This is a genomic window from Streptomyces sp. TAA486 (assembly GCF_000426165.1).
Window position 1 is genome coordinate 145,637 of sequence record NZ_KE384504.1, and the last position, 21,709, is coordinate 167,345.

Sequence of the window (21,709 nt, forward strand, 5' to 3'; positions counted from 1 at the left end):
GCTCGCCGTTCGTCCCGTCAGCCACGTCGCCTCCGTCCGCCGATTTGGGGGCACCTCCCCGGGGGTTCCTCCCAGCGAAGCGTGGGGGAGAAGCCAGGGGGAGCGTCCTGCGTGCGCGTACGCAGGTCCCCGTCCCGTCTGCTTGTCCCGCGCACCCCGCCCCGAAACGATGTTGATCCCGCCACGTACGGCGGCCCCCGGCCTCGCGGCCCCCGCTCCCGGCGCAGAATGGGCACATGACGCAGAAGACCGATGCCATGCCGGAGTGGGAGAAGCGCTTCCGGGCACCGCGGGTCTCGTTGCCCGACTGGGCCGAGGACGCACCCGACCGCTCGCTGTACATCTCCAACGTGACGGGCACCTTCGAGCTGTACGCGTGGGACCGTGTCACCGGCGAGCACCGCCAGGTGACCGACCGCCCCAACGGGACGACCGACGGCGTGCTGACGCCCGACGGCGAGGAGATCTGGTGGTTCTCCGACACCGACGGTGACGAGTTCGGGGTCTGGATGCGGCAGCCCTTCAACGGCGGCGACGACGAGCCGGCGGCAACCGGTCTCGCCCCGTCCTTCCCCGCGGGACTGACCATCGGACGCGACGGCAGTGCCGTCATCGGCCGCTCGACCGATGAGGACGGCACGACGATCCACCTCTGCCGCCCGGGCCAGGAGCCCGTCGAGATCTACCGCCACCGTGAGTCCGCCGGGGTGGCCGACCTCTCGCACGACGGGACGCTGCTCGTCGTCGAGCACACCGAGCACGGCGACGCGATGCACTCCGCACTGCGCGTGATGCGCCCCGACGGCACGACCGTCGCCGAACTCGACGACAGTGAGGGGGGCACCAAGGAACTCGGCCTGTCCGCCCTCGGGTTCGCGCCCGTACCGGACGACTCACGGCTGCTGATCGCGCACCAGCGCACAGGCCGCTGGGAGCCGATGATCTGGGAACCGCTGACCGGCGCCACGACCGACCTCGCCATCGACCTGCCCGGGGACGTGAGCGCCGACTGGTATCCGGACGGCAGCGCGCTCCTCGTGTCCCACAGCCACCAGGCGCGCAGCGACCTGTGGCGCTACGACCTCGCGGACCGCACGCTGACCCGGGTCGAGACCCCGCCCGGCTCGGTCTCCGATGCGACGGTACGGCCCGTCGCACAGGCCGCGCAGGGAACGGACCGGCCCGGAGGAGCAGGCGGCACCGGCGTGAGCGTCGAGTATCTGTGGTCGTCCGCGGCGCAGCCGCCGCAGGTGCGTTCCGTCGCGGGTGACGTCGTCCTGGACCCGCCCGGCATGACGGCACCCCCGTCGGTCGCCGTCGAGGACGCCTGGGTGGAGGGCCCCGGCGGCACCATCCACGCGCTCGTGCAGAAGCCGGAGGGCGAGGGCCCCTTCCCGACGGTCTTCGACGTGCACGGCGGCCCGACCCATCACGACAGCGACGCCTTCGCGGGCCAGCCCGCCGCGTGGGTCGACCACGGTTTCGCCGTCGTACGCGTCAACTACCGCGGCTCCACCGGCTACGGACGGGCCTGGACGGACGCCCTCAAGCACCGCGTCGGCCTCATCGAGCTGGAGGACATCGCGGCCGTGCGGGAGTGGGCCGTCAATTCCGGCCTCGCCGATCCCCGGCGGCTGGTGCTGGGCGGCGGATCGTGGGGCGGCTACCTGACGCTGCTCGGCCTGGGCACCCAGCCCGATGCGTGGGCGGTCGGCCTCGCGGCCGTGCCGGTCGCCGACTACGTCACCGCGTACCACGACGAGATGGAGGCGCTGAAGTCGCTGGACCGCACGCTGCTCGGCGGCTCCCCGGAGGAGGTGCCGGAGCGGTACGAGGTCTCGTCACCGCTGACATACGTCGACGACGTGCGGGCACCGGTCTTCATCTCCGCCGGCGTCAACGACCCGCGCTGCCCGATCCGGCAGGTCGAGAACTATGTGGAGCGGCTGGAGCGGCGCGGGGCACCGCACGAGGTGTACCGCTACGACGCCGGGCACGGATCGCTCGTGGTCGAGGAGCGGATCAAGCAGTTGAGGCTGGAGATCGACTTTGCTCTGAAGCACCTTCCCGATCCGGCTCCTGCGGCCCGGGGATGATGCCGAGCGCGGCGTCCTTGGCGAGCTCCGCGTCCCGGCGGAAGAGCCGGAACCACATGAAGACCACGAAGCCCGCGAAGACGAACCACTCGGCCGTGTAGCCAAGGTTCTGGAACGCCTTCATGTCGAGGCCGGTGTTGTCGGGACGTACCGGCGGCACCGGCTTCAGCTTCGAGGCGGCAGGGATGTGCTGCACGGTGATCCAGGCGTCGTGGACGTCGTACGGGACGACGTTGACGAGGGCCGCCGCGCTGATCATGCCGAGCTGCCCCTTCGGCAGGCCGCCTTCGGCCCGCACACCCGGGGTGCCCTGTGTCTCGGAAGCCTGGAGCGCACCGGTCACCCGCACCTCGCCGCGCGGAGTCCGGGGAACGCGGGAGGAATCGGCATCGCCGGGCAGCCATCCCCGCACCACCGGGAGCGCCTTGCCGTGGCCACCGGTACCGGCGTCGGTGCGCAGCAGCGACAGCACGTAGAAGCCCCGCCGCCCGTCCAGGCTCCGGTCGGGGACCAGCATCGGACGGGACGTGTCGTAGCGACCGGTGATCTCCGCGGTGCGGCCGCTGGTCGCGGCGTCGACGGGCAGCAGCCGGGACAGCGGTTCGGGCTCGGCGTGCTGCGCGCGGGAGACCGTCCTCTCCTGCTCCTCGTGGCTCTCGACCCGCGCCTCGAAGCGGGAGAGCTGCCAGCTGCCCATGAAGAGGCACACCGGGATCGCCAGCACGGAGAAGAGGTTGATCCCCCACCACCGCGGGGTCAGCAGGAACCGGTACACGCCTCAACGGTACGGGGCCGGGGAACGGCGGTGGTGCGTGGGTGCGCGCGGCGCGGGAGCACGGTGTGCACGGCGCCGGGCGGGGCCGAGCACGCACGAGGCGCGGGTGAGCGCGGTGCGGGGCGCCCGACCGGGCCGCGGCACGGCTCATCCGCAGGTGCAGGGCATGGCCGTTGGTCGCGAGCCACGAGGCACCTGCGCCGCCCGGCTTTCCGGTCATGGCCGGCCCCGGAGGGCTCGCGGGCCGCGACCCGGTCAGTTGGCCGCGAGCACTCCCGTGCGGTAGAGCGTGCCGGCGCAGGCGCCCTCGAGTTCGGTGTTCGCCGCCGCGGGGTCGCCCACGTCCGGGGTGTGGCTGAGCACGACGCTGGCGTCCTCGTCCGACTGGCCACCGTCGCCGCCGGAGTTGCCGTTGTTGCCGCCGCTGTCGTTGCCGCCCGGGTTGCCGTTGTTGCCGCCGCTGTCGTTGCCGCCCGGGTTGCCGTTGCTGCCGCCCTGACTGCCCTCAGGTCCGTTGCCCTCCTGGGCCTTGGGCTCGGGATCGCCGGAGAGTTCGCAGTCCTTGGGCACCCAGGCCCACTTGACCTCGTAGGCCTGGCCGGGCTTCAGCACCAGCTCGCTGGCGGCGAGGGCGGGGTCGGGAAGCGCCGTGGCGGCGTCACCCGCGGTGTGATCCAGGACGTCTATGCGCTCGATGTCGGCACGGCCGTGCGCGGACGCGCCGACGATGCCCTCGCCCTCGACGGTGCAAGCGTCGGAGGAGGTGTTGACGACGCGGAAGCTGCCGTAGACCTTCCCCTCGGAGTCGGGGCTCTCCGTCGCCGCCGAGCCGTCCCCGAGCTGCTGCCGGCCGCAGCTGGGGGCGCTCGTGGCGAGGCTGTCGTTCGGGTCGCCCCCCTCGGAGCCCGCGCCCTGCGTGGGGGAAGGCGACGCCGATCCGTCACGGTCGTCCGACGTGCCACCGTTGCCGCTCGCGCCGCCCGAGCCGCTGCCCGGACCTTGGGTGTTGCCCGAGCCGTCCGCCCCGCCGGCGCTCTGCGCCCGGCTGTTGCCCTCGCCCGCGTTGATCGACGAGCCGCCCTGGATGCCCGGGATCAGCCCCGCGCTCACCAGCCCGGGGAAGCCCACTCCCGCCAGCACGACGGCGGCCGCGGCCCCGGCGAGGGCGCGGCGACGGTGCGCACGGCGGGCCGGCACCGCGTGCTTGAGATGTGCGAGGGCCTCGGGGGCGGGCTCGATGCCGCGCACGCTCTGGTGCAGCATCCGGCGCAGCTCCGCCTCGAGCTCGCCGTCGTCGCCGTCGTGGCCGCCGTCGCCGATGGGACCGTGTTCCCCGTCGTCGCCGCCGCCCCCGCCGCCCGTGCCGCGGAGACCGCCGCCGGAGCCCTGTCCGCCGTTGCCGCCCGGAGCGGGCGGAGGCACGGCGGCGCCTTCCTCCCACTCCTGGGCCCTGCCTCCGCCGGGCGTCGCCTGGTCCGGGTGCGCGGAGCCCTGAGGCCGCTCCGGCTGCTCCTGGCCGAACGGACCCGGCTCGTCCGGGAATCGCATGGTGTCCGTGTGGTTCGAATGCATGGCTGTTACCGCGTTGGCTGTTACCGCGTCGAGGACCGCGTCCGGCCCACCGGGGGCGGGATGCGGAGGGTCAGGGAGGTCCGGCGGACGCGGCACGTCGGGCGTGTCCGGGGCCGAGGGGTCGCCGGGCGTGCCCGGAAGGTCGATCGGCATGCCCGGGAGGTCGACGGGCCGGTCGAGCTCCGGCAGGTCCGGATCGTCGATCCGCGGAGGTTCCGGGATCTCGGGCTCGTCATAGATGCCGGGGCTCTCGGGGATCTCGGGAGCCTCCGGGACGTCGGGCATGTCGGGGACATGCGGCGCCGGCGGTATGTCCGGCGTCGGCGGGATCTCCGGGCTCCGCAGGACGTCCGGCGCACCGGGGATCTCCGGCATCTCCGCCGGTCCGTCGACCTCCGGGACGTCCGGTACGCCGGGCAGATCCGGCAGATCGGGGGACTCGGGCGCCTCGTGCGGCGGGAGTTCGGGGCTTTCGGGCACGTGGGGTGCGTCCGGCGCGTGCGGCGTCTCCGGAGCATGCGGCCCGTCCGGCAGATCCGGCTCTTCAGGGCCGGTGCCCGAAGCGCCCTGCTCGTGGGCGGCGACCGGCGCGGCACCGTGGCCGCCCGCGTTGTGCCCGCTGAGGTGCAGACCCCGCTCACAGGGACCGCCGGGCACGCTCGACACGTCCTGCAGCTCACCGGCTCCGGCCAGACGCACGAGTTCGCGCAGCCGCAGGCTCAGGACCATGTCCTGGTCGTCGTACGCACTCATGACGCCGCCTCCATCGCGACCCTGAGCGCGGCGATGCCCCGCGAGCCGTATGCCTTCACCGAGCCGAGCGACAGTCCGAGCACCTCGGCCACCTGCGCCTCGGTCATGTCCGCGAAGTAGCGCAGCACAAGCACCTCGCGCTGGCGGCGCTGCAGGCCGCGCATGGCGTGGATCAGCTCGTCGCGCTCCAGTTGCTCGTACGCGCCCTCCTCGGCGCTCGCCATGTCCGGCATCGGCTTGGAGAGCAGCTTCAGACCGACGATGCGCCTGCGCAGCGCGGATCGCGAGAGGTTGACGACGGTCTGCCGCAGATACGCGAGGGTCTTCTCCGGGTCGCGGACACGCTTGCGTGCCGAGTGGACGCGGATGAAGGCCTCCTGCACGACGTCCTCGCAGGACGCGGTGTCGTCCAGGAGCAGGGCCGCGAGCCCGAGCAGCGACTTGTAGTGGACTCGGTAGGTCTCGGTCAGGTGGTCGACTGTCGTGCCCGCTGCCATCGCGTCGTCAGATTCCGCGCCCGGGGCAGGGACACGCGTGGGACGGGTGGCGGACCACGGCGAGATCACCGGCATGCCCCCGGTCGCAATGCCGGAGGTGCCGGGCGCCGTCGCGAGTACTGATCCAAATGCTTCCGCCACGCTTGTTGGACACACACTCCCCCTGCAGGGTTGTACGCGTTTGTCATCGTCGGAGACGAACCTTCGAACGCGTTCATGCGTACCAGCTCTTCCCGGATGCCCTCATCGTCACAGCGCCTCTCGCGAATCCAGGCATTGGACAGAAAGACGCCTCGCCCCCGGAGCCGGTTGCAGCGCCCGGGGAGAGAAATTCTCGTCCAGTCGTCGTGTACAGGCCAGTGCCAAGACCCTTCCTTGACGCAGAACTTCGCACCGTTCCGCGTGGATACAGCAGACGGTCGACAGTTCCCGGAAGCGTCGAACTCCTTCGCGGAGGTGGCTCCGTGCGAGGAAATCCATTTGTCCCCGGCGCACGCACCCGCCAGCCTGTGCCGGTGAGCGAAATCTCAGCACCCCCGTCGATCGACGCGGATCTCGTACGGAAGTTGATCGCCTCGCAGTTCCCGCGCTGGTCCCATCTGCCGGTCACGCCCGTAGCGGCGGGCGGCGTCGACAACCGCACGTTCCACCTCGGCGACGAGATGGCCGTCCGCCTGCCGAGCGCCGAGGGATACGCGCCGCAGGTCGACAAGGAGCAGACGTGGCTGCCGGTCCTCGCGCAGCGGCTACCACTGCCGGTGCCGGCCCCGCTCGCCAAGGGCGAGCCCGCCGAGGGCTATCCCTTCCGCTGGTCCGTCAACCGGTGGATCGAGGGCGAGACCGCGAGCAGGGAACGCATCCGTGATCTCACCGAGTTCGCCACGGACCTCGCCGGATTCCTCACCGCACTTCAGGGGATCGACGCGACCGGCGGGCCGCTCGCCGGGGCTCACAGCTTCTACCGCGGCGCCCCGCTCACGACGTACGACGCCGAGACGCGCCGCTCCATCGAGGCGCTGTCGGGCCGCATCCCTGCCGAGACCGCCCTGTCCGCCTGGGAGTCGGCCCTGAAGGCCTTGTGGGAGGGCCCGCCCGTCTGGTTCCACGGCGATGTGGCGTCCGGCAATCTGCTCGTCGCGGACGGACGTCTCTCCGCCGTCATCGACTTCGGAACCTCGGGCGTCGGCGACCCCGCCTGCGACCTGAGCATCGCGTGGACGCTGCTGTCGGGCGAAAGCCGGAAGGCCTTCCGGGAGGCGATGTACGCCGGCGGCCACGTCGACGCCGCCTGCTGGGAGCGCGGACGGGGCTGGACGCTGTGGAAGGCCCTCATCTCCCTGGCGGGACTCATGGGCGACGGTGCCGGCAAAGAGGCGGCGGCCGTCCTCGACGCGGTGCTGAGTGAGTACGACGAGGAGCGGACGGCCCGATAGGGCCCCGCCCACCCCGGGTTGCCCCGATCGGCACCCGGCTCCCCGTCGACGGGACGATACGGACGATTCACGCAGCCCTCAGTCGTCCTCGGGCTCCAACTCGAAGGTGAAATAGACGCTCAGCATGAAGGGCTCGTCCTCGTCGTGCATGAAGTCCCATGAGACGTCCACCAGGAAGACATCGTGTTCGCCCACCCACTCGTGGGCCTTCCTGAAGGCGTCGGCGGCAGTTGTGGCGGGGAAGAGCTTCCTCGCCATGGGATGTATCTGGGTCTCGGCGTCGCTGTCGTCGAAACCCTCCGGAACGTCCAGGCAGAGGCCGGGATCGAACTCCATGGACTGCGCCCCCCGTCGGTCACCTCTGCGCGTCGGCAGAGGCCGGTTCTGCGAACACGGCACCCGGTAGGACCGCGGTACGACCTGCAAGGTTGCTTCCGCGGCCCACGCGGCGAGGACCGGCGGGCGGTGCCGGCCCCCGGACCGGCGGCCAGGGTCCGTCGTCGAGATCAGCGGTTGAGCCATGCGGAGTCCGGCAACCCAAGCCACCGCGGGCTCACCTCACGCCCGCCGCTCGACGACCTTCGCGTGCAGGAGCTTTCCGACAAGCTCGATGCGCAGACGGGGGTCGGCAGCCGAGCTCTTGGAGCGGAGCTTGACCTTGGAGTAGGTGAGGTTGAGCCTGTCGGCGTCGATCACGATGTCCGGCGAGCCGGCGAAGACGAGCTTGCCGTGCACCATGTCCGTCTCGATTCGCAAGACGTCCGAGGTGGTCACCGCATGGGTGAAGTCGAAGGTGACTCTGCAGAGTTGCGTGCGAAGTTCGATGCGCGCCGGTACCGACCAGCGCCCCTCCCGCAGGTACTTGCCGCCGTGCTGCCCGACCACGAGTACATCTCTGCCCTCGGCCGCGGGCGCGATCGGCAGGTCGGCTGTGAGCTCGGCCAGCTCGCCGAGCGTCCGAGCTGTTAGCGCGCTCTCCAGCCGCATGTCGAGTTCCTCGGCGTCGAGCCTGCCGTCACCGGCGGCGAGCCGCAGCGCATCCACGACCCTGTCGCGATCCTCGTGCGACGCCCGCAGGTCGGGCCGGTCGTTCGGCATGGCAGCCACGTTAGCGGCACCGTACGGTAGCCACCAGGCGCGAGAAATCCTTGTCCGCCATGAGGCCACCGCGCGGATCTCCACCGTCGATGACCGGCGATGGGGCGACTTCGAAGAAGCGGCCTAGTTGCGCGACGCGGCCTTCTCCGCCGCGATCTGCTCCGCGATCTGCGCCATGTTGAGCGCCGCGCCCTTGCGCAGGTTGTCCGCGCAGACGAACAGCTCCAGCGAGTGCGGGTCGTCCAGCGACTGCCGTATGCGCCCCGCCCATGTGGGGTCCGTTCCTGCCACGTCCGCGGGGGTCGGGAAGTCGCCGTGGGCCGGGTCGTCGCACAGCACGACGCCCGGCGCGTTGGCCAGTATCTCGCGCGCCCGCCGCACGGACACCTCACGCTCGAACCGGGCGTGCAGGGACGTCGAATGGGCCGTGAACACCGGCACCCGCACACACGTCGCCGCCACCGGAAGGCCGGGCAGCCCGAGCAGCTTCCTCGTCTCGGCGCGGACGGTCAGCTCCTCGGACGTCCACCCGCCCTCGCTCATCTCCCCCGTGAACGGCACGACGTTGAGCGCGACGGGAGTGGCGTGCGGGTCTCCCGGTGAAGTGGACGCGGAAGCCGCGGCCCCTCGCCCCTCCGCCACGGCCCGCCGTACGTCGCCGGGATGCCTGCCCAGCTCGGCACCGGCCGCCTCCGCGGACGTGACGGCCGCCAACTGGCCGCGCAGCGCCTCCACTCCTGAACGACCAGCGCCGGAGACGGCCTCGTACGAGGACAGGACCAGCTCGGCCAGCCCCCACTCCCCATGCAGGGCGCCCAGCACAACGATCATCGAGAGGGTCGTGCAGCCGGGGCTGGCGATGACGCCCCGCGGCCTCTTCCTCACGGCCTCGCCGTTGAGTTCGGGCACGACCAGCGGCACGTCCTCCGCCATGCGGAAGGCCCGGGAGCCGTCGACAACGACAGCACCCAGCCCGGCGGCGACGGGCACCCACCGTGCGGCGACGTTCTCCGGAACGGCGAACACCGCGACGTCGGCGCCTTTCAGCGCCTCCTCGTTCAGCGCGCGTACAGCGGTGCCCTCGCCGCCCACGTCCCGTACCCGTCCGGAGGAGCTCGGCGAGGCGATCAGACGGATCTCGCCCCAGACGTCGGCCCGTTCGGAGAGCAGGCCGAGCAGTACCGTCCCGACGGCCCCGGTCGCACCGACGACCGCCAGGACGGGCTTGCCCGCGCGCCCGCCGCCGGGGCGGGCAGCACGGGCCGGGGGCGTCACCGCCCTGTGCCTCCGTAGACGACCGCCTCGTCACTCTCGCTGTCGAGCCCGAACGCCGAATGCACCGCGCGGACCGACTCGTTGACGTCGTCCTCGCGGGTGACGACCGAGATGCGGATCTCGGACGTGGAGATCAGCTCGATGTTGACCTCCGCCTGCGACAGGGCCTCGAAGAAGGTGGCCGTCACGCCGGGGTTCGTCTTCATACCGGCACCGACGAGCGAGATCTTCGCGATCTGGTCGTCGTAGCGCAGCGAGTCGAACCCGATGCCGCCCTGCGCCTTCTCCAGTGCACCGATCGCCTTGCGCCCCTCGCTCTTGGGGAGGGTGAAGGAGATGTCCGTCAGACCGGTCGACGCGGCGGAGACGTTCTGCACGACCATGTCGATGTTGACCTCGGCGTCCGCGATGGCGCGGAAGATCGCCGCGGCCACACCGGGCTTGTCCGGCACTCCGACAACCGTGATCTTCGCCTCCGAGGTGTCGTGTGCGACACCCGAGATCATGGCCTGTTCCATCGACTGTTCCCCTTGCCCGCTGTCCTTGCTCTGCCCGCTCTTCAGCGCGGCCTGTGCACCCGGGGTGCCCTCTCCGTGCCCTTCATATCCACCCGGCGGCTCGCTGCTGACCCAGGTGCCCTGGAGCCCCGAGAAGGACGACCGGACGTGGATCGGGATGTTGTAGCGGCGGGCGTACTCGACACAGCGGTGCAGGAGGACCTTCGAACCCGAACTCGCCAGCTCCAGCATGTCCTCGAAGGAGATCCAGTCGATCTTGCGGGCCTTTTTCACGACCCGCGGGTCGGCGGTGAACACACCGTCGACGTCGGTGTAGATCTCACAGACGTCCGCTTCCAGCGCGGCGGCCAGAGCGACGGCGGTCGTGTCCGAGCCGCCGCGGCCCAGGGTGGTGATGTCCTTGCTGTCCTGCGAGACACCCTGGAAGCCCGCGACGATGGCGATGTTGCCCTCGTCGACGGACGTCTGGATACGGCCCGGGGTGACGTCGATGATCCGCGCCTTGTTGTGGGCGGAGTCGGTGATCAGGCCTGCCTGGCTTCCGGTGAACGACTGTGCCTCGTGACCGAGGGATTTGATCGCCATCGCCAGCAGTGCCATGGAGATTCGCTCTCCGGCGGTCAGCAGCATGTCGAACTCGCGCCCCGTCTGGACGGGGGACACTTCCTTCGCGAGATCGATCAGCTCGTCCGTCGTGTCACCCATCGCCGAGACCACGACGACAACCTGGTTGCCGTTCTTCTTGGCCTCGACGATCCGCTTGGCAACGCGCTTGATGCCCTCGGCATCGGCAACGGAGGAGCCGCCGTACTTCTGCACGACTAGGCCCACGTGTGCTCGCTCCTCGATTCTCAAGTCCTCGCGCCCTTCCCCTGCCTGCCTGAGCGGCCGGGGCGACTCCCGTCCGGAAGTCCTCGGGTCGGCTCATTTTACCGAGAAGGCGTCCCGCCCTCTCGTCCAGCGACCGATCCTGCCCGTTCAAGGGGCATCCACACGGGAACGTAAGACAGGTCACACGCGGCCCGGTACGGGACGAAGCGCTCACCAGTGGTGCTCGGCCGCCTCGTCGGCCCACTTTCCGTGCCCGTCCGGCTGCCTGCCGGGGCGCTCGGTTCGCTGCGGCGGACATCCCTGTCCGCCGGCGCGAGACGGCACCGCTGCCGTGGTCAGGCGCAGTCACACCGCGTGACCGGACGGAACTGACATCGGGTTCCGGATACCGGCGCCCTCGTATTCCGCCGGAGGAGCCGGCTCCTGGGAAGCGGGCGGCGCGGCCGACCCCGCGGCCGTTGTCAGTGCCCTCTGCTCCAATTCCGGATACAAGGACGGACAACGAAGTCCGCCCTCAACTCCGGAGGACGACCGATGAGTTCACCACAGGTGACAGTGGAGCGCCGCATCGCGGCGCCGGCGGATCGGGTGTGGGCGGCCCTGACGGACATCGAGCACGGTGCCGACGTGATCAAGGGGATCGACCGGATCGAGATGCTCGGCGAAGGCCCCTTCGGCGTCGGCACCCGCTGGCGGGAGACGCGCCGCATGCTGGGCAAGGAGGCCACCGAGGAGATGTGGGTGACCGAGAGCGAGCCCGGGACCCGCTACGTGGTCGAGGCCGAGTCCCGCGGCATGCACTACACCTCGGAGTTCCTGCTGACGCCGCAGGGGGAGGACGCCACTTCGGTGCGCCTGACCTTCGGCGCGGAGACCGGCGAACAGGGCGGTCTCAAGGCCGCGCTGATGAAGGCCTTCGTCACCGTCGGCGCCAAGGGCGCGGCCAAGGCCCTGGCCAAGGACCTCGCAGACATAGCCGCGTCCCTGGAAGAGACGGCACCTCCCAAGGCTTAGAGGCGGACGCGCTCACGCTGATCCGCCCGCGCCGGCACCGTCCTCGGACCTCGCCACCGGCCCGGCCCCCGGCACGCTCCGGCCCCGCCGGACGGCAGCACCGAGGCCCCGGCCGGAATCCTTGTTTCAGATATGGCTTATATAAGCCGCGGCTGTATATATTGCACCCGTGCACGCGTTGGATGTCCTGGGAGACCCGGTGCGCCGCCGGATACTCGAACTGCTCGCCGACGGCGAGCAGACCTCGGGAGCCGTCGGTGCCGTGATCCAGGCCGAGTTCGGCATCTCCCAGCCCGCCGTCTCCCAGCACCTGCGGGTGCTGCGTGAGACGGGCTTCGCCTCCGTACGGGCCGAGGGCACCCGGCGGCTCTACGCCGTCGAAGCCGCTCCCCTGCGCGAGGTCGACACATGGCTCGAGCGCTTCCGGGGCTTCTGGGAACAGCGGCTGGACGCACTCGGCACGGAGCTGGCGCGCGGCAAGCGCGAACGCCGCACAAGGGGCGCCGGCGCGGACAGCGGCAAGGAGCAGTGATGAGCGACATCATCGACGAGATCAACGAGATCCACCGGAAAGTCGGCAGCCGGAGCGTGGGCGAGGAGGAGGCCCGCACCATCCTCCTGCGGCGGACGTACGACGCCACGGCCGAGGACGTCTGGGAAGCCTGCACGGACCCGGAGCGCATCGCCCGGTGGTTCCTCCCCGTGAGCGGCGACCTGAAGCTCGGCGGCAACTACCAGCTCGAGGGCAACGCGGGCGGCGAGATCCTGCGCTGCGAGCGGCCCCGGCTGCTCAAGGTGAGCTGGGTGATGGGCGAGAGCCCGGGCTTCAGCGAGGTCGAGGTGCGCCTGACACCCGAGGGCGAGGAGAAGACTCTCTTCGAGCTGGAGCATGTCGCGGTCGTACCTCCGGAGTTCTGGGACCAGTTCGGCCCAGGAGCCGTCGGCGTCGGCTGGGACCTCACGCTGATCGGTCTCGGGATGCATCTGCGCGGCGAGTCCGTCGGTGACCACGAGACGTTCGAAGCGAGCGACGAGGCACGGGAGTTCATGACCCGCAGCAGCGAGTTGTGGGGTGCGGCGCACGGGGACTCCGGCGCACCGGCCGACGCGGTTGCGGCAGCCGTTCGCCGCACGACGGCCTTCTACGTACCGCCCCGCGAGGACGGCGCCTGAGCACGGTCGGGGACCGAGTCACACCGGGAGTCGCGGCCGATCTCTCGACGCCCGAGCTCCGTTGCCGGAAACTGGCTGATCTGATTCCGGCCAAGAGGGCCGGAATCAGACGCCGGTCCCCGACGGAAGGGCTCGTTCATGACCACGTGGCAGGTGACGGTGGAGCTCCGCATTGCGGCTCCCGTGGAGCGGGTGTGGGAGGCGATGACCGACATCGAAGGCTCTCCCGGGGTGATCGCCGGCATCGAGCGCGTGGAGGTTCTCAGCGAAGGGCCCTTCGGAGTCGGCACGCGATGGCGGGAGACCCGCCGGATCTTCGGCAAGGAAGCCACCGAGGAGATGTACGTGACGGCCGCCGAGGCCCCCGGTCGCTACGTCGTCGAATCCGATGCGCGCGGCGTGCACTACATCTCGGAGTTCACGCTCGCTCCCGACCAGGACGGCGCCACCACCGTCCGGCTGGTCCTGGACGCGGAGACGGAGAAGAAGACCCTGGGCGGCGCGATGGGGAAGTTCCTCGGCGGGATCGGCTCCAAGGCGGTGGCGAAGACGGTGTCGAAGGACCTCGAAGACATCGCCGCGGCCGTGGAGTCCTCGAAGTGACCTGCCTGAGCAGGCACGTGAGGCTCAGCGGCGCCGCGCTGCCCGCGGTGGGTTCTTGTAGCCGGTGTCGAGCTTGTGCCCGGTCTCACGGATCACGCGGGCGGCGAGGGCGTCCTGGTTGCTCCGGATGAAGTTCCGGACGGCGTCCGGGTCCCAGATCACCAGCTGACGCAGCGCCCACGACAGCGCCTTGACGACCATGTCGTCGCGGTCGGACACCAGCCGGGCGCAGATGTCGAGGGTGCGCTCTGCGTCGCCGGTGCCGCCACGGGACCGCAGATTCAGGGGCACGGTCGAGACCAGGGCGGCGCGGCGCCACCACCGGTCCTCCGACTCCGCCCACCGGTGGATCACCTCGTCGGGGATCACTCCCCGGCGCCAGGCCGGACCCGAGACGCAGCAGCCGAAGGCATCCACCGAAACCCAGCCGTCGAGCCGGCCGGCGAGCCCTTCGACGTCCTCAACGCTCAGGCAGGTCAGGGCAGTCGGGTGGTGGTAGATCAGCTCTTGGGCGACCCAGCGCTGCCGGTCCGCCAGCGCCCACGCCAGCGCCACGACGTACTCGCCCGACGCCGTTCGCAGATCCTTCGAGTACTCACGACGGACCCGGCGCACCGACTCCGTCGTGGGTTCGGGGAGCATACGGATGCGCCGGTCCAACTCGTCGGCAAGAGCTCGCTCGTCCATGGGCACCTCAGTCGTGGACGCGTCAGTCGTGCCCGTCGATCCGCTCTTCCAGATGAACGGTCACCGTCTCCCCCGACTCCTTGCCGATCGCCCTGCGCACCTCGGCCTTCACGGGCAGTTTGTGCGTACCGTCACCCAGGGCCATGAACGAACTCCGGAACGGATGCCCGTCGATGGTGCCCCGCACCTTCACCAGGCCTCGGGTGCCGAAGTACTCGACGGAGTCGGGCCAGACGAGATACGTCCAGCCGCCCACGTCGGGGCCCTTGCGCAGTGTTGCGGTGAACCGCTTGTCCATCGTCGGCACGCCTCCCTCGTCGTCGGCTTCACCGGTCCTGCAAGTGGCGACCGCGGACGGCACGGAAACTCATCGCGCCGTCCGGCACGAGGAAGAGTGCGCGGGCGGAGGTGTCAGCGACGGCCGCCGTCGGGCTGCATGCCCAGCGGGACGCCGATCTCTGCCGCCATGACCGCGCCGGCCTCCTTCTCCAGCTCGCCGTCGTCGTCATCGGCGATCGCGCTGTCCGTGTCCAGGCCGTCGAGTTCGCGGAGCGGGGTGTCGAGCCGCACGTGCGCGACGAGGGACTGCAGCGCCCGCAATGCGGCGGAGGCGGTGGGCCCCCAGTTCGACAGGTACGAGAACTGCCACCACCACAGGGCCTCGCTGACCCGGCCCTCGCTGTAATGCGCCATGCCGTGCCGCAGATCGGTGACCACGTCGGCGAGATCGTCGGAGATGCGGCAGGGTACGGGCGCGGTGCGCGGTTCGTACGGGTCAAAGACCTCGTTGTAAACGTCCACCGGGTCCAGCAGCGCGGCGAGCTTGAGACGCATCTCGTCGACGTCCGACTCGGGACCGATGTCAGGCTCGTACCGCTCGACGGGCACGAAGTCCTCGTGGGCACCCAACCGGCCGCCGGCGAGCAGGAGTTGGGACAGCTCCAGCAGCAGGTAGGGGATCGCGCTGTCCGGATCGTCGCCCTTCGCCACCTCGGTCACCGACACGAGGAAGCTCTCGATCTGGTCGGAGATCTGGACCGCGAAGTCGTCCGGATTGTCCTCGATCGCGTTCAGAGTGGCCTCAGACATCGAGCAACCTTCTTCCCTCGAAGGCCCGCCCCAGCGTGACCTCGTCCGCGTACTCCAGGTCTCCCCCGACGGGGAGTCCGCTTGCCAGGCGCGTCACCTTCAGCCCCATGCTGGAGACCATACGCGCGAGGTACGTGGCCGTCGCCTCCCCTTCGAGATTCGGATCGGTGGCAAGGATCAACTCCGTGACGGCGCCGTCCGCCAGCCGCGCCATCAGCTCGCGGATGCGCAGATCGTCCGGCCCCACACCCTCGATGGGGCTGATGGCGCCGCCCAGTACGTGGTAGCGGCCGCGGAACTCCCGCGTCCGCTCGATCGCGACGACGTCCTTCGGCTCCTCGACCACGCAGATGACACTGCCGTCACGCCGGGTGTCCAGGCAGACGCGGCACTTCTCCTCCTGCGCGACGTTGCCGCACACCACGCAGAACCGGACCTTCTCCTTGACCTCGGACAGGGCGTGCGCGAGGCGGCGTACGTCGGCGGGGTCGGCCTGGAGGATGTGGAAAGCTATCCGCTGCGCGCTCTTGGGACCGACGCCGGGCAGTCTGCCGAGCTCGTCGATGAGGTCCTGAACCACGCCTTCGTACACGGATTCTCCCGTTCCTGCCGTCGGACTCGTCCCGCCGGTCTTCCGCCTGCTTCCGCTTCCGGCCGTCACCGAACGACCTTCGCGGAACGGTGAGTTGTCTTCCCCGCTCGCTTCACCCGCACCGTCGGTGCCGGAGCCCTTCACGCTCACCACAGGCCGTCGGGCGGCTCTCCCGTGACGGCGCTCACCAGGTGAACGAGCCCGGACCCCGCGGCCGTTCCATCAGCGGGGCGCCGGCGTCAGAAAGGAAGCCCCGGCATCCCGCCGCCTCCGCCCAGACCCTGGGCGAGCGGGCCGAGCTTCTGCTGCTGGAGTTGTTCGGCGCTCGCAGTCGCGTCCCGCACGGCCGCGAGCACGAGGTCGGCAAGGGTCTCGGTGTCCTCCGGGTCCACCGCCTTGGGGTCGATGACGAGGCCCTCGAGCTCGCCAGTACCGTTCACGCTCGCCTTGACCAGGCCACCGCCGGAGGAACCCTCGACGATCGTCTCGGCGAGCTCCTGCTGCGCCGCGGCGAGGTCCTGCTGCATCTTCTGGGCCTGCTGCAACAGCTGCTGCATGTCGGGCTGGCCCCCACCATCACCGGGAATCACGACTTGGCTCCTGGCTCGTCGACGACGTCTTGTCTTCACCGCGCGCTGTGCCGGCTGTGCACGGTGTGCACACGGCGCCAGTGCTTCGCGCGGCCCACGCCGTACGGCTGTTCACCTGCATCGGACAGATGCCGTACGCGCGGTTCTTCATCTCGTAGAACGAGCCTACGTGCTCTGCGCCGACCCCGCTGACCCTGTACTCAACCTGCCCCTCGACCACCCGGAACGGGACGGAAGAGCTCATTCGTGATCGAACTCCTCGATCACCGTGGCCCCGAGTTCGCGCATGATCAAGTCGTGGCCGGAGAGGGCCGATTCGTCGAGATCGGGATCGTCCTCCGCGGGCATGTCGTCCTCGAGCGCGCTGCTGTACGCGGCGGCCGCGGGCGCCGCGGAACCGTGCGGCCCGGACGGGCCCGGAACCACACCGTTCGCCCTCCCCGGGGCGGAGACCCCGGCAGACTGCGCGGCTCCGGTGGCGACCTGCGCCGTGGCGAGTGCGTGACGGGCACCCGCGGCGCCGCCCCCGGAGCCCTGACCACCGTGCGGCGACTGCCCGCCACCGCCCGTACCCGGGCCGTAGGACGACCCCGGCGCCGGCTGCCCTGGTGGTGAGAACGACGCCGAGGGTGCGGCGGGAGGGGCAGAGGGAGCCGAGGAGCCGCCGCCCGCGCCGCCGCCCGCGCCGCCGCCGAAGCCCCCGCCGAAGCCACTGCCGCCCGGCGCGCCGCCCGGGCCTCTCGCGCCCGCGCCGCCGCCACCGCCACCGCCACCGGACGGATCGACGATCGCCTCGACCTTCCAATGCACTCCCAGCGCGTCGTTCAGCGCCTGGATCAGTACGTCCTCGCTGCCGCCGCCCACAAAGCTGTCGCGGGCGCCTGAGTTGGAGAAACCGAGTTGGAGCGTGGAGCCGTCGAAGCCGACGACCTGCGCGTTCTGGCTCAGCAGGATCCAGGTGAAGCGGCGCCGGTTCTTCACCGCGTCCAGGATCTGCGGCCACATCTGCCGCACCTGGGCGGCGCCCTGGGACGGCTCCTGCGCGGCCGGAGCCGGCACGGACTCCGCGTCGGCGGCATCGGCCGGCTGCGGCGCGGGCTCGGGGGGCCCCGCGGGTGCTGCGGGTTCTGCAGGGTCTGCCGGGGCGCTCTGCTGCGCTCCGCCGCTGCCCGGCCAGGCACCAGGCGCTCGGGACGGCTCGCGCGAGGGAGCCTCGTCCTGTGCGGCCGCTCCGGAGGCCGCCGCGGCGTCCTCGTCCCCGGCTCCTGTGGTGGCTCCTGTGGCGGGCCCGGCTCCTGCTCCGGCTCCTGTGGCGGGCCCGGCTCCTGCTCCGGCTCCTGTCGACGAGGGCCACGCGCCCGGGCGCCTGCCGCCGCCACCGGACGGGGGCGCCGAGGCCGGGGCACCCGCGCCGCCGCTGGGCAGCTCGGCGGAGGGCGCCGGCTCCGCGACCCGGTCCGGCGCGGACCCCGTGTCCTGCACCTGCTCAGCGACCCTCGCGTTCGCGGCGGGAGCGGCCTGCGGAGCCGGAGCCGGCGGGCCTACTGCCTGAGCGGGCGCCGCCGGGAGGCCCGACGCTCCCGCGAAGGCCGCGCCACGCTCCAGCCGGTCGAGCCGGGCCTGCACCGAACGCTCGTCCCCGTACGCCGCCGGCAGCAGCACCCGCGCACAGATCAACTCCAGCTGGAGCCGCGGCGATGTCGCTCCGCGCATCTCGGTCAGGCCCGTGTTGACCACGTCGGCCGCGCGACTGAGCTCGGCGGCACCGAAGGCGACGGCCTGCGCACGCATCCCCTCGACCACGTCTGCCGGGGCGTCGATCAGCCCCTTGTCCAAGGCGTCCGGAACGGCGGCGATGATCACCAGGTCACGGAGCCGCTCGAGAAGATCCGTCACGAAGCGCCGCGGGTCGTGCCCGCCCTCGATGACGCGGTCGACGACCTCGAACGCCTTCGCCCCGTCGCCCGCCGCGAAGGCCTCCACGACGCTGTCCAGCAGCGCACTGTCGGTGTATCCGAGCAGGGCCGTGGCCATGGCATACGTCACGCCGTTCGCATCGGCGCCCGCCAGCAGCTGGTCCATGACCGACATCGCATCCCGCACCGACCCCGCGCCCGCCCGTACGGCGAGCGGCAGCACGGACTCCTCGACGGGGATCGACTCCCGCTCACACACCTCGGCCAGGTGGTCCCGCAGCGTCCCCGGCGGCACGAGCCGGAACGGGTAGTGGTGCGTACGCGAGCGGATCGTGCCGATGACCTTCTCCGGCTCGGTGGTCGCGAAGATGAACTTCAGGTGCTCGGGCGGCTCTTCGACCACTTTCAGCAGGGCGTTGAAGCCCGCCGAGGTGACCATGTGCGCCTCGTCGACGATATAGATCTTGTACCGGCTGGAGGCCGGTCCGAAGAACGCCTTCTCCCTCAACTCACGTGCGTCGTCAACGCCTCCGTGCGACGCCGCGTCGATCTCGATCACATCGAGCGACCCCGGGCCGTTGCGCGCGAGATCGAGGCACGAGCGGCACTCACCGCAGGGCGAAGGCGTCGGCCCCTGCTCGCAGTTGAGGCAGCGGGCGAGGATGCGCGCACTGGTCGTCTTGCCGCAGCCGCGCGGACCGCTGAAGAGGTACGCGTGATTGACGCGGTTGTTGCGCAGAGCCTGCTGAAGCGGCTCTGTCACATGCTCTTGCCCGATGACCTCGGCGAAGGTCTCGGGGCGGTACCGGCGGTACAGGGCGAGGGACGACACACCCCCGACGATATCGGTGCGGACCGACAAGTCACGCCGCGCTCACCCCACCCGCCGTCCACCCCGCACACCAGCGCGGTGGCGACGCGGAAATCGGGGCGCGCGGGAGCGCCGGGAGAAGGGCCGCGCAGGACCGCGCGCTCGAAGCGGGGACGGTGCGGTGGCGCCGCCCCGGAACGGGGCCCGGACGCCTCGCGCATGCGAACGCCCCTCACGCACCCGCCAGAGCCCTCCTACCCTTGCTGCCTTCCGGCCCTGGGGGAGTTCAGAGAGTTAGCGCCACGCGAGGGGCTGCGCCCAACAGTACCCGATGGCCGCAGCGGGGATCGAGTTCGCGAGCACTGCTCGGCGTCTTGTAGTGTTTGCGGCGGAGGATTCGCCTAGTGGCCTAGGGCGCACGCTTGGAAAGCGTGTTGGGGGCAACCCCTCACGAGTTCGAATCTCGTATCCTCCGCCCAGCCTCACCGGGCTGTCACGAAGGGCCCGACCGCACGCCGGTCGGGCCCTACGTCGTGCGTGGTTGCAGTTTTAGTTGCAGTTGCGCAGGGCGCGCAGCCATGGACAACCACGGACGGGCTTCGTCGGCGCTCTGTCGTCGGGACCACGTTCCTCGTGGGCAGCCCCCACAGGGCTCCGCGGCAACGCGCATGGCCCCCGCCCAAGTCGCCCCCCTGAACCGGCCTGCATCAGAGACCGACCACAGCCTCTCTGGCAGAGGGACAAAATAGGATGCCCGGCGGAAGATCCACGGCCCTGAGAACGCCACCCGGACACGAGCAAGGACCCCCGACTGATGGCAGTGACCCAGCAGGAGATCGAGAACCGGTTGTGGGACGCAGCCGACGAGCTACGCGTGGCGATGCCTGAAGCGCAGTACTCCTCGGTCGTCTTCCCTCTGATGTTCTGGAAGTACCTGTCGGACACCTGGGACCACACTCACCAGATCTTCCTCAAGGAGAACGAGGGCCTCGACCTCTCAGCCGAGGAAGCCGACGAGGTCGAGTACAGCAACTACCAGACGTTCAAGATCCCCTTCATCTTCCCCGGTACCGTCGCCGAGAGCCGCGCCTCTTGGTCATCCATCCTCTCCACCGTCGCCCAGCACGGCCTCGGCCAGCGGGTTCGCGCTTCCCTCCAGGCCATCGAGTCGGCTAACCCCGACAAGTTCTCCCGAATTTTCGGGTCCATGACCTGGACCTCCGAAGCGGTGCTGCAAGGGGAGGTGCTGGCGTCGGTCATGCGGACGATGAACCGCGTCCCCAAGATGCACGAGGGCAACATGTCCCACGACGTGCTAGGGGGAGCGTACGAATACCTACTCAAGCGGTTCTCGGACGGGTCCGGTACCCGCGCTGGCCAGTTCTTCACGCCGCGCGAGGTCGTCGAGCTGATCATCAAGCTGCTAGGCCCCAAGAACCACGAGTCGGTGTACGACCCCACTTGCGGGTCAGGCGGCATGCTCATCGCCGCCGCGAACCTACTGAAGGCCCGCGGGGGGCGGGGATACACACTCAGTCTGAACGGACAGGAAGCGGTAACGGATACAGCGGGCGTGGCCCGCATGAACCTCTTCATGCACAACCTGACCGAGTTCAAGGTTGAGGTCGGCGACACCCTGCGAGACCCCCGCTTTAAGAAGCCGGACGGGTCCGTCAAACAGTTCGACATGATCGTCGCCAACCCGCCCTACAGCCTGAAGTGGAAGCCCTGGACCAATGACCCGCGCGCCATCGGAGGGGTCGCCCCACAATCATCGGCGGACTGGGCATTCGTGCAGCACATGATCACCAGTATGGATCCGCAGAAGGGCCGCGCCGGCGTCGTCCTGCCGCACGGCGTCCTCTTCCGAGGCGGCCAGGAAGCAGCCATCCGCCAGCGCGTCCTGGACCACGACCTCCTGGAAGCCGTGATCGGGCTGCCCGCGAACCTCTTTTACAGCACAACGATTCCGACCTGCATCCTTGTATTCCGTGCCCCTGGCACCAAGGCCCCGGAGCGGAAGGACGGCGTGCTGTTCATCGACGCCTCCGCACGATTCACCAAAGCCAAGAACCGCAACGTCCTCACGGACGTAGACATCACCAACGTCGTGACCGCCTACCACTCGCGCTCCGACGGCAGCGAAGAGACTGACCTCTCGGCACGGTTCGTCCCCACCACGGAGATCGTGGCGAACGGGTACGACCTCAATATCGGCCGTTACATCAAGCAGGCCGCCGCTGAGCAGGAAGATCTCGGCACCCTCATCGACGCCTACAACATCGCCCGGGCCGAGCGCCAGAAGGCCGAGCAGCGCATGCTCGCGGTCCTCTCTGCCGCTGGGATCGAGGGCTTCGATGAGTGACTGGCAGCAGATCAGCCTCAG

The 21,709-nt window shown here is 70.4% G+C and carries 20 protein-coding genes, 1 tRNA gene and 1 other RNA gene; 8 read left to right on the top strand and 14 right to left on the bottom strand.

Annotated elements, in window-relative coordinates; genetic code table 11:
• Positions 1-236 precede the first annotated feature (236 nt).
• Positions 237-2,096, top strand: a complete 1,860-nt coding sequence (locus I004_RS0130350) for an alpha/beta hydrolase family protein (RefSeq protein WP_028438546.1) — start codon at positions 237-239, stop codon at positions 2,094-2,096.
• Here I004_RS0130350 and I004_RS0130355 read toward each other — a convergent pair.
• The 3 genes from I004_RS0130355 to I004_RS0130370 form a co-directional block, all read right to left on the bottom strand.
• Positions 2,023-2,871 carry an SURF1 family protein gene (locus I004_RS0130355; RefSeq protein WP_028438547.1) on the bottom strand — a complete coding sequence of 283 codons (849 nt, stop codon included), beginning with the start codon at positions 2,869-2,871 and terminating at the stop codon, positions 2,023-2,025. The genes I004_RS0130350 and I004_RS0130355 overlap by 74 nt on opposite strands.
• 255 nt (positions 2,872-3,126) lie before the next feature.
• A complete protein-coding gene (locus I004_RS39730) occupies positions 3,127-5,196 on the bottom strand; it encodes a hypothetical protein (protein WP_051345617.1) in 2,070 nt (689 codons plus the stop codon).
• On the bottom strand, positions 5,193-5,768 hold the full coding sequence (locus tag I004_RS0130370) for a SigE family RNA polymerase sigma factor (RefSeq protein WP_106965482.1): 576 nt from the start codon (positions 5,766-5,768) through the stop codon (positions 5,193-5,195). Before I004_RS0130370 ends, I004_RS39730 begins: the two co-directional genes overlap by 4 nt.
• A gap of 440 nt (positions 5,769-6,208) precedes the next feature.
• On the opposite strand from I004_RS0130370, the gene I004_RS0130375 reads away from it, so the two are divergent.
• Positions 6,209-7,126 carry an aminoglycoside phosphotransferase family protein gene (locus tag I004_RS0130375; RefSeq protein ID WP_028438549.1) on the top strand — a complete coding sequence of 306 codons (918 nt, stop codon included), beginning with the start codon at positions 6,209-6,211 and terminating at the stop codon, positions 7,124-7,126.
• 78 nt (positions 7,127-7,204) lie between these two features.
• On the opposite strand, the gene I004_RS0130380 is transcribed toward I004_RS0130375, so the two are convergent.
• The 4 genes from I004_RS0130380 to I004_RS0130395 all read right to left on the bottom strand — a co-directional run bounded on the left by I004_RS0130380 (position 7,205) and on the right by I004_RS0130395 (position 10,848).
• Complete coding sequence (locus I004_RS0130380; protein WP_028438550.1) at positions 7,205-7,462, bottom strand: hypothetical protein; 258 nt, start codon at positions 7,460-7,462, stop codon at positions 7,205-7,207.
• A gap of 222 nt (positions 7,463-7,684) precedes the next feature.
• Entirely contained in the window at positions 7,685-8,224 is a 540-nt protein-coding gene (locus I004_RS0130385; RefSeq protein WP_037978482.1) for a DUF1707 SHOCT-like domain-containing protein, read from the bottom strand.
• 123 nt (positions 8,225-8,347) lie between these two features.
• The gene (locus tag I004_RS0130390) at positions 8,348-9,499 is read right to left on the bottom strand and encodes an aspartate-semialdehyde dehydrogenase (protein ID WP_051345618.1); all 1,152 of its coding nucleotides are present in this window, start codon (positions 9,497-9,499) and stop codon (positions 8,348-8,350) included.
• Positions 9,496-10,848, bottom strand: coding sequence for an aspartate kinase (locus tag I004_RS0130395; RefSeq protein ID WP_028438553.1), 1,353 nt, complete (start codon positions 10,846-10,848; stop codon positions 9,496-9,498). The genes I004_RS0130390 and I004_RS0130395 overlap by 4 nt, the downstream gene beginning before the upstream one ends.
• A gap of 534 nt (positions 10,849-11,382) precedes the next feature.
• On the opposite strand from I004_RS0130395, the gene I004_RS0130400 reads away from it, so the two are divergent.
• The 4 genes from I004_RS0130400 to I004_RS0130415 all read left to right on the top strand — a co-directional run bounded on the left by I004_RS0130400 (position 11,383) and on the right by I004_RS0130415 (position 13,638).
• On the top strand, positions 11,383-11,862 hold the full coding sequence (locus tag I004_RS0130400) for an SRPBCC family protein (RefSeq protein ID WP_028438554.1): 480 nt from the start codon (positions 11,383-11,385) through the stop codon (positions 11,860-11,862).
• 169 nt (positions 11,863-12,031) lie between these two features.
• Positions 12,032-12,394, top strand: a complete 363-nt coding sequence (locus I004_RS0130405; protein ID WP_028438555.1) for a metalloregulator ArsR/SmtB family transcription factor — start codon at positions 12,032-12,034, stop codon at positions 12,392-12,394.
• Entirely contained in the window at positions 12,394-13,035 is a 642-nt protein-coding gene (locus tag I004_RS37140; RefSeq protein ID WP_037978484.1) for an SRPBCC family protein, read from the top strand. Before I004_RS0130405 ends, I004_RS37140 begins: the two co-directional genes overlap by 1 nt.
• A 138-nt stretch (positions 13,036-13,173) precedes the next feature.
• On the top strand, positions 13,174-13,638 hold the full coding sequence (locus I004_RS0130415; RefSeq protein WP_028438556.1) for an SRPBCC family protein: 465 nt from the start codon (positions 13,174-13,176) through the stop codon (positions 13,636-13,638).
• Positions 13,639-13,662: 24 nt separating this feature from the next.
• Here the strand turns inward: I004_RS0130415 and I004_RS0130420 are convergent, their stop codons facing one another.
• From I004_RS0130420 to ffs, 7 genes are all read right to left on the bottom strand, one after another.
• Entirely contained in the window at positions 13,663-14,325 is a 663-nt protein-coding gene (locus I004_RS0130420; protein WP_028438557.1) for a DNA alkylation repair protein, read from the bottom strand.
• 22 nt (positions 14,326-14,347) lie between these two features.
• Positions 14,348-14,623, bottom strand: coding sequence for a DUF1905 domain-containing protein (locus I004_RS0130425; protein WP_028438558.1), 276 nt, complete (start codon positions 14,621-14,623; stop codon positions 14,348-14,350).
• 113 nt (positions 14,624-14,736) lie between these two features.
• Positions 14,737-15,414: a DUF5063 domain-containing protein gene (locus I004_RS0130430; protein WP_028438559.1), complete on the bottom strand. Its 678-nt coding sequence runs from the start codon at positions 15,412-15,414 to the stop codon at positions 14,737-14,739.
• On the bottom strand, positions 15,407-16,006 hold the full coding sequence (gene recR / locus I004_RS0130435) for a recombination mediator RecR (RefSeq protein WP_028438560.1): 600 nt from the start codon (positions 16,004-16,006) through the stop codon (positions 15,407-15,409). The genes I004_RS0130430 and recR overlap by 8 nt, the downstream gene beginning before the upstream one ends.
• A gap of 239 nt (positions 16,007-16,245) precedes the next feature.
• On the bottom strand, positions 16,246-16,596 hold the full coding sequence (locus I004_RS0130440) for a YbaB/EbfC family nucleoid-associated protein (RefSeq protein WP_028438561.1): 351 nt from the start codon (positions 16,594-16,596) through the stop codon (positions 16,246-16,248).
• 240 nt (positions 16,597-16,836) lie between these two features.
• On the bottom strand, positions 16,837-19,344 hold the full coding sequence (locus tag I004_RS0130450; RefSeq protein WP_028438562.1) for a DNA polymerase III subunit gamma and tau: 2,508 nt from the start codon (positions 19,342-19,344) through the stop codon (positions 16,837-16,839).
• Between the two features lie 199 nt (positions 19,345-19,543).
• Positions 19,544-19,640: signal recognition particle sRNA small type (gene ffs / locus I004_RS38785), an RNA gene on the bottom strand.
• A gap of 73 nt (positions 19,641-19,713) precedes the next feature.
• Here ffs and I004_RS0130455 point away from each other — a divergent pair.
• Together I004_RS0130455 and I004_RS0130460 are read left to right on the top strand one after the other, a co-directional pair.
• Positions 19,714-19,798 (top strand) — tRNA-Ser (locus I004_RS0130455).
• Positions 19,799-20,137: 339 nt separating this feature from the next.
• Positions 20,138-21,688 carry a type I restriction-modification system subunit M gene (locus I004_RS0130460; protein ID WP_028438563.1) on the top strand — a complete coding sequence of 517 codons (1,551 nt, stop codon included), beginning with the start codon at positions 20,138-20,140 and terminating at the stop codon, positions 21,686-21,688.
• Positions 21,689-21,709: the final 21 nt, after the last annotated feature.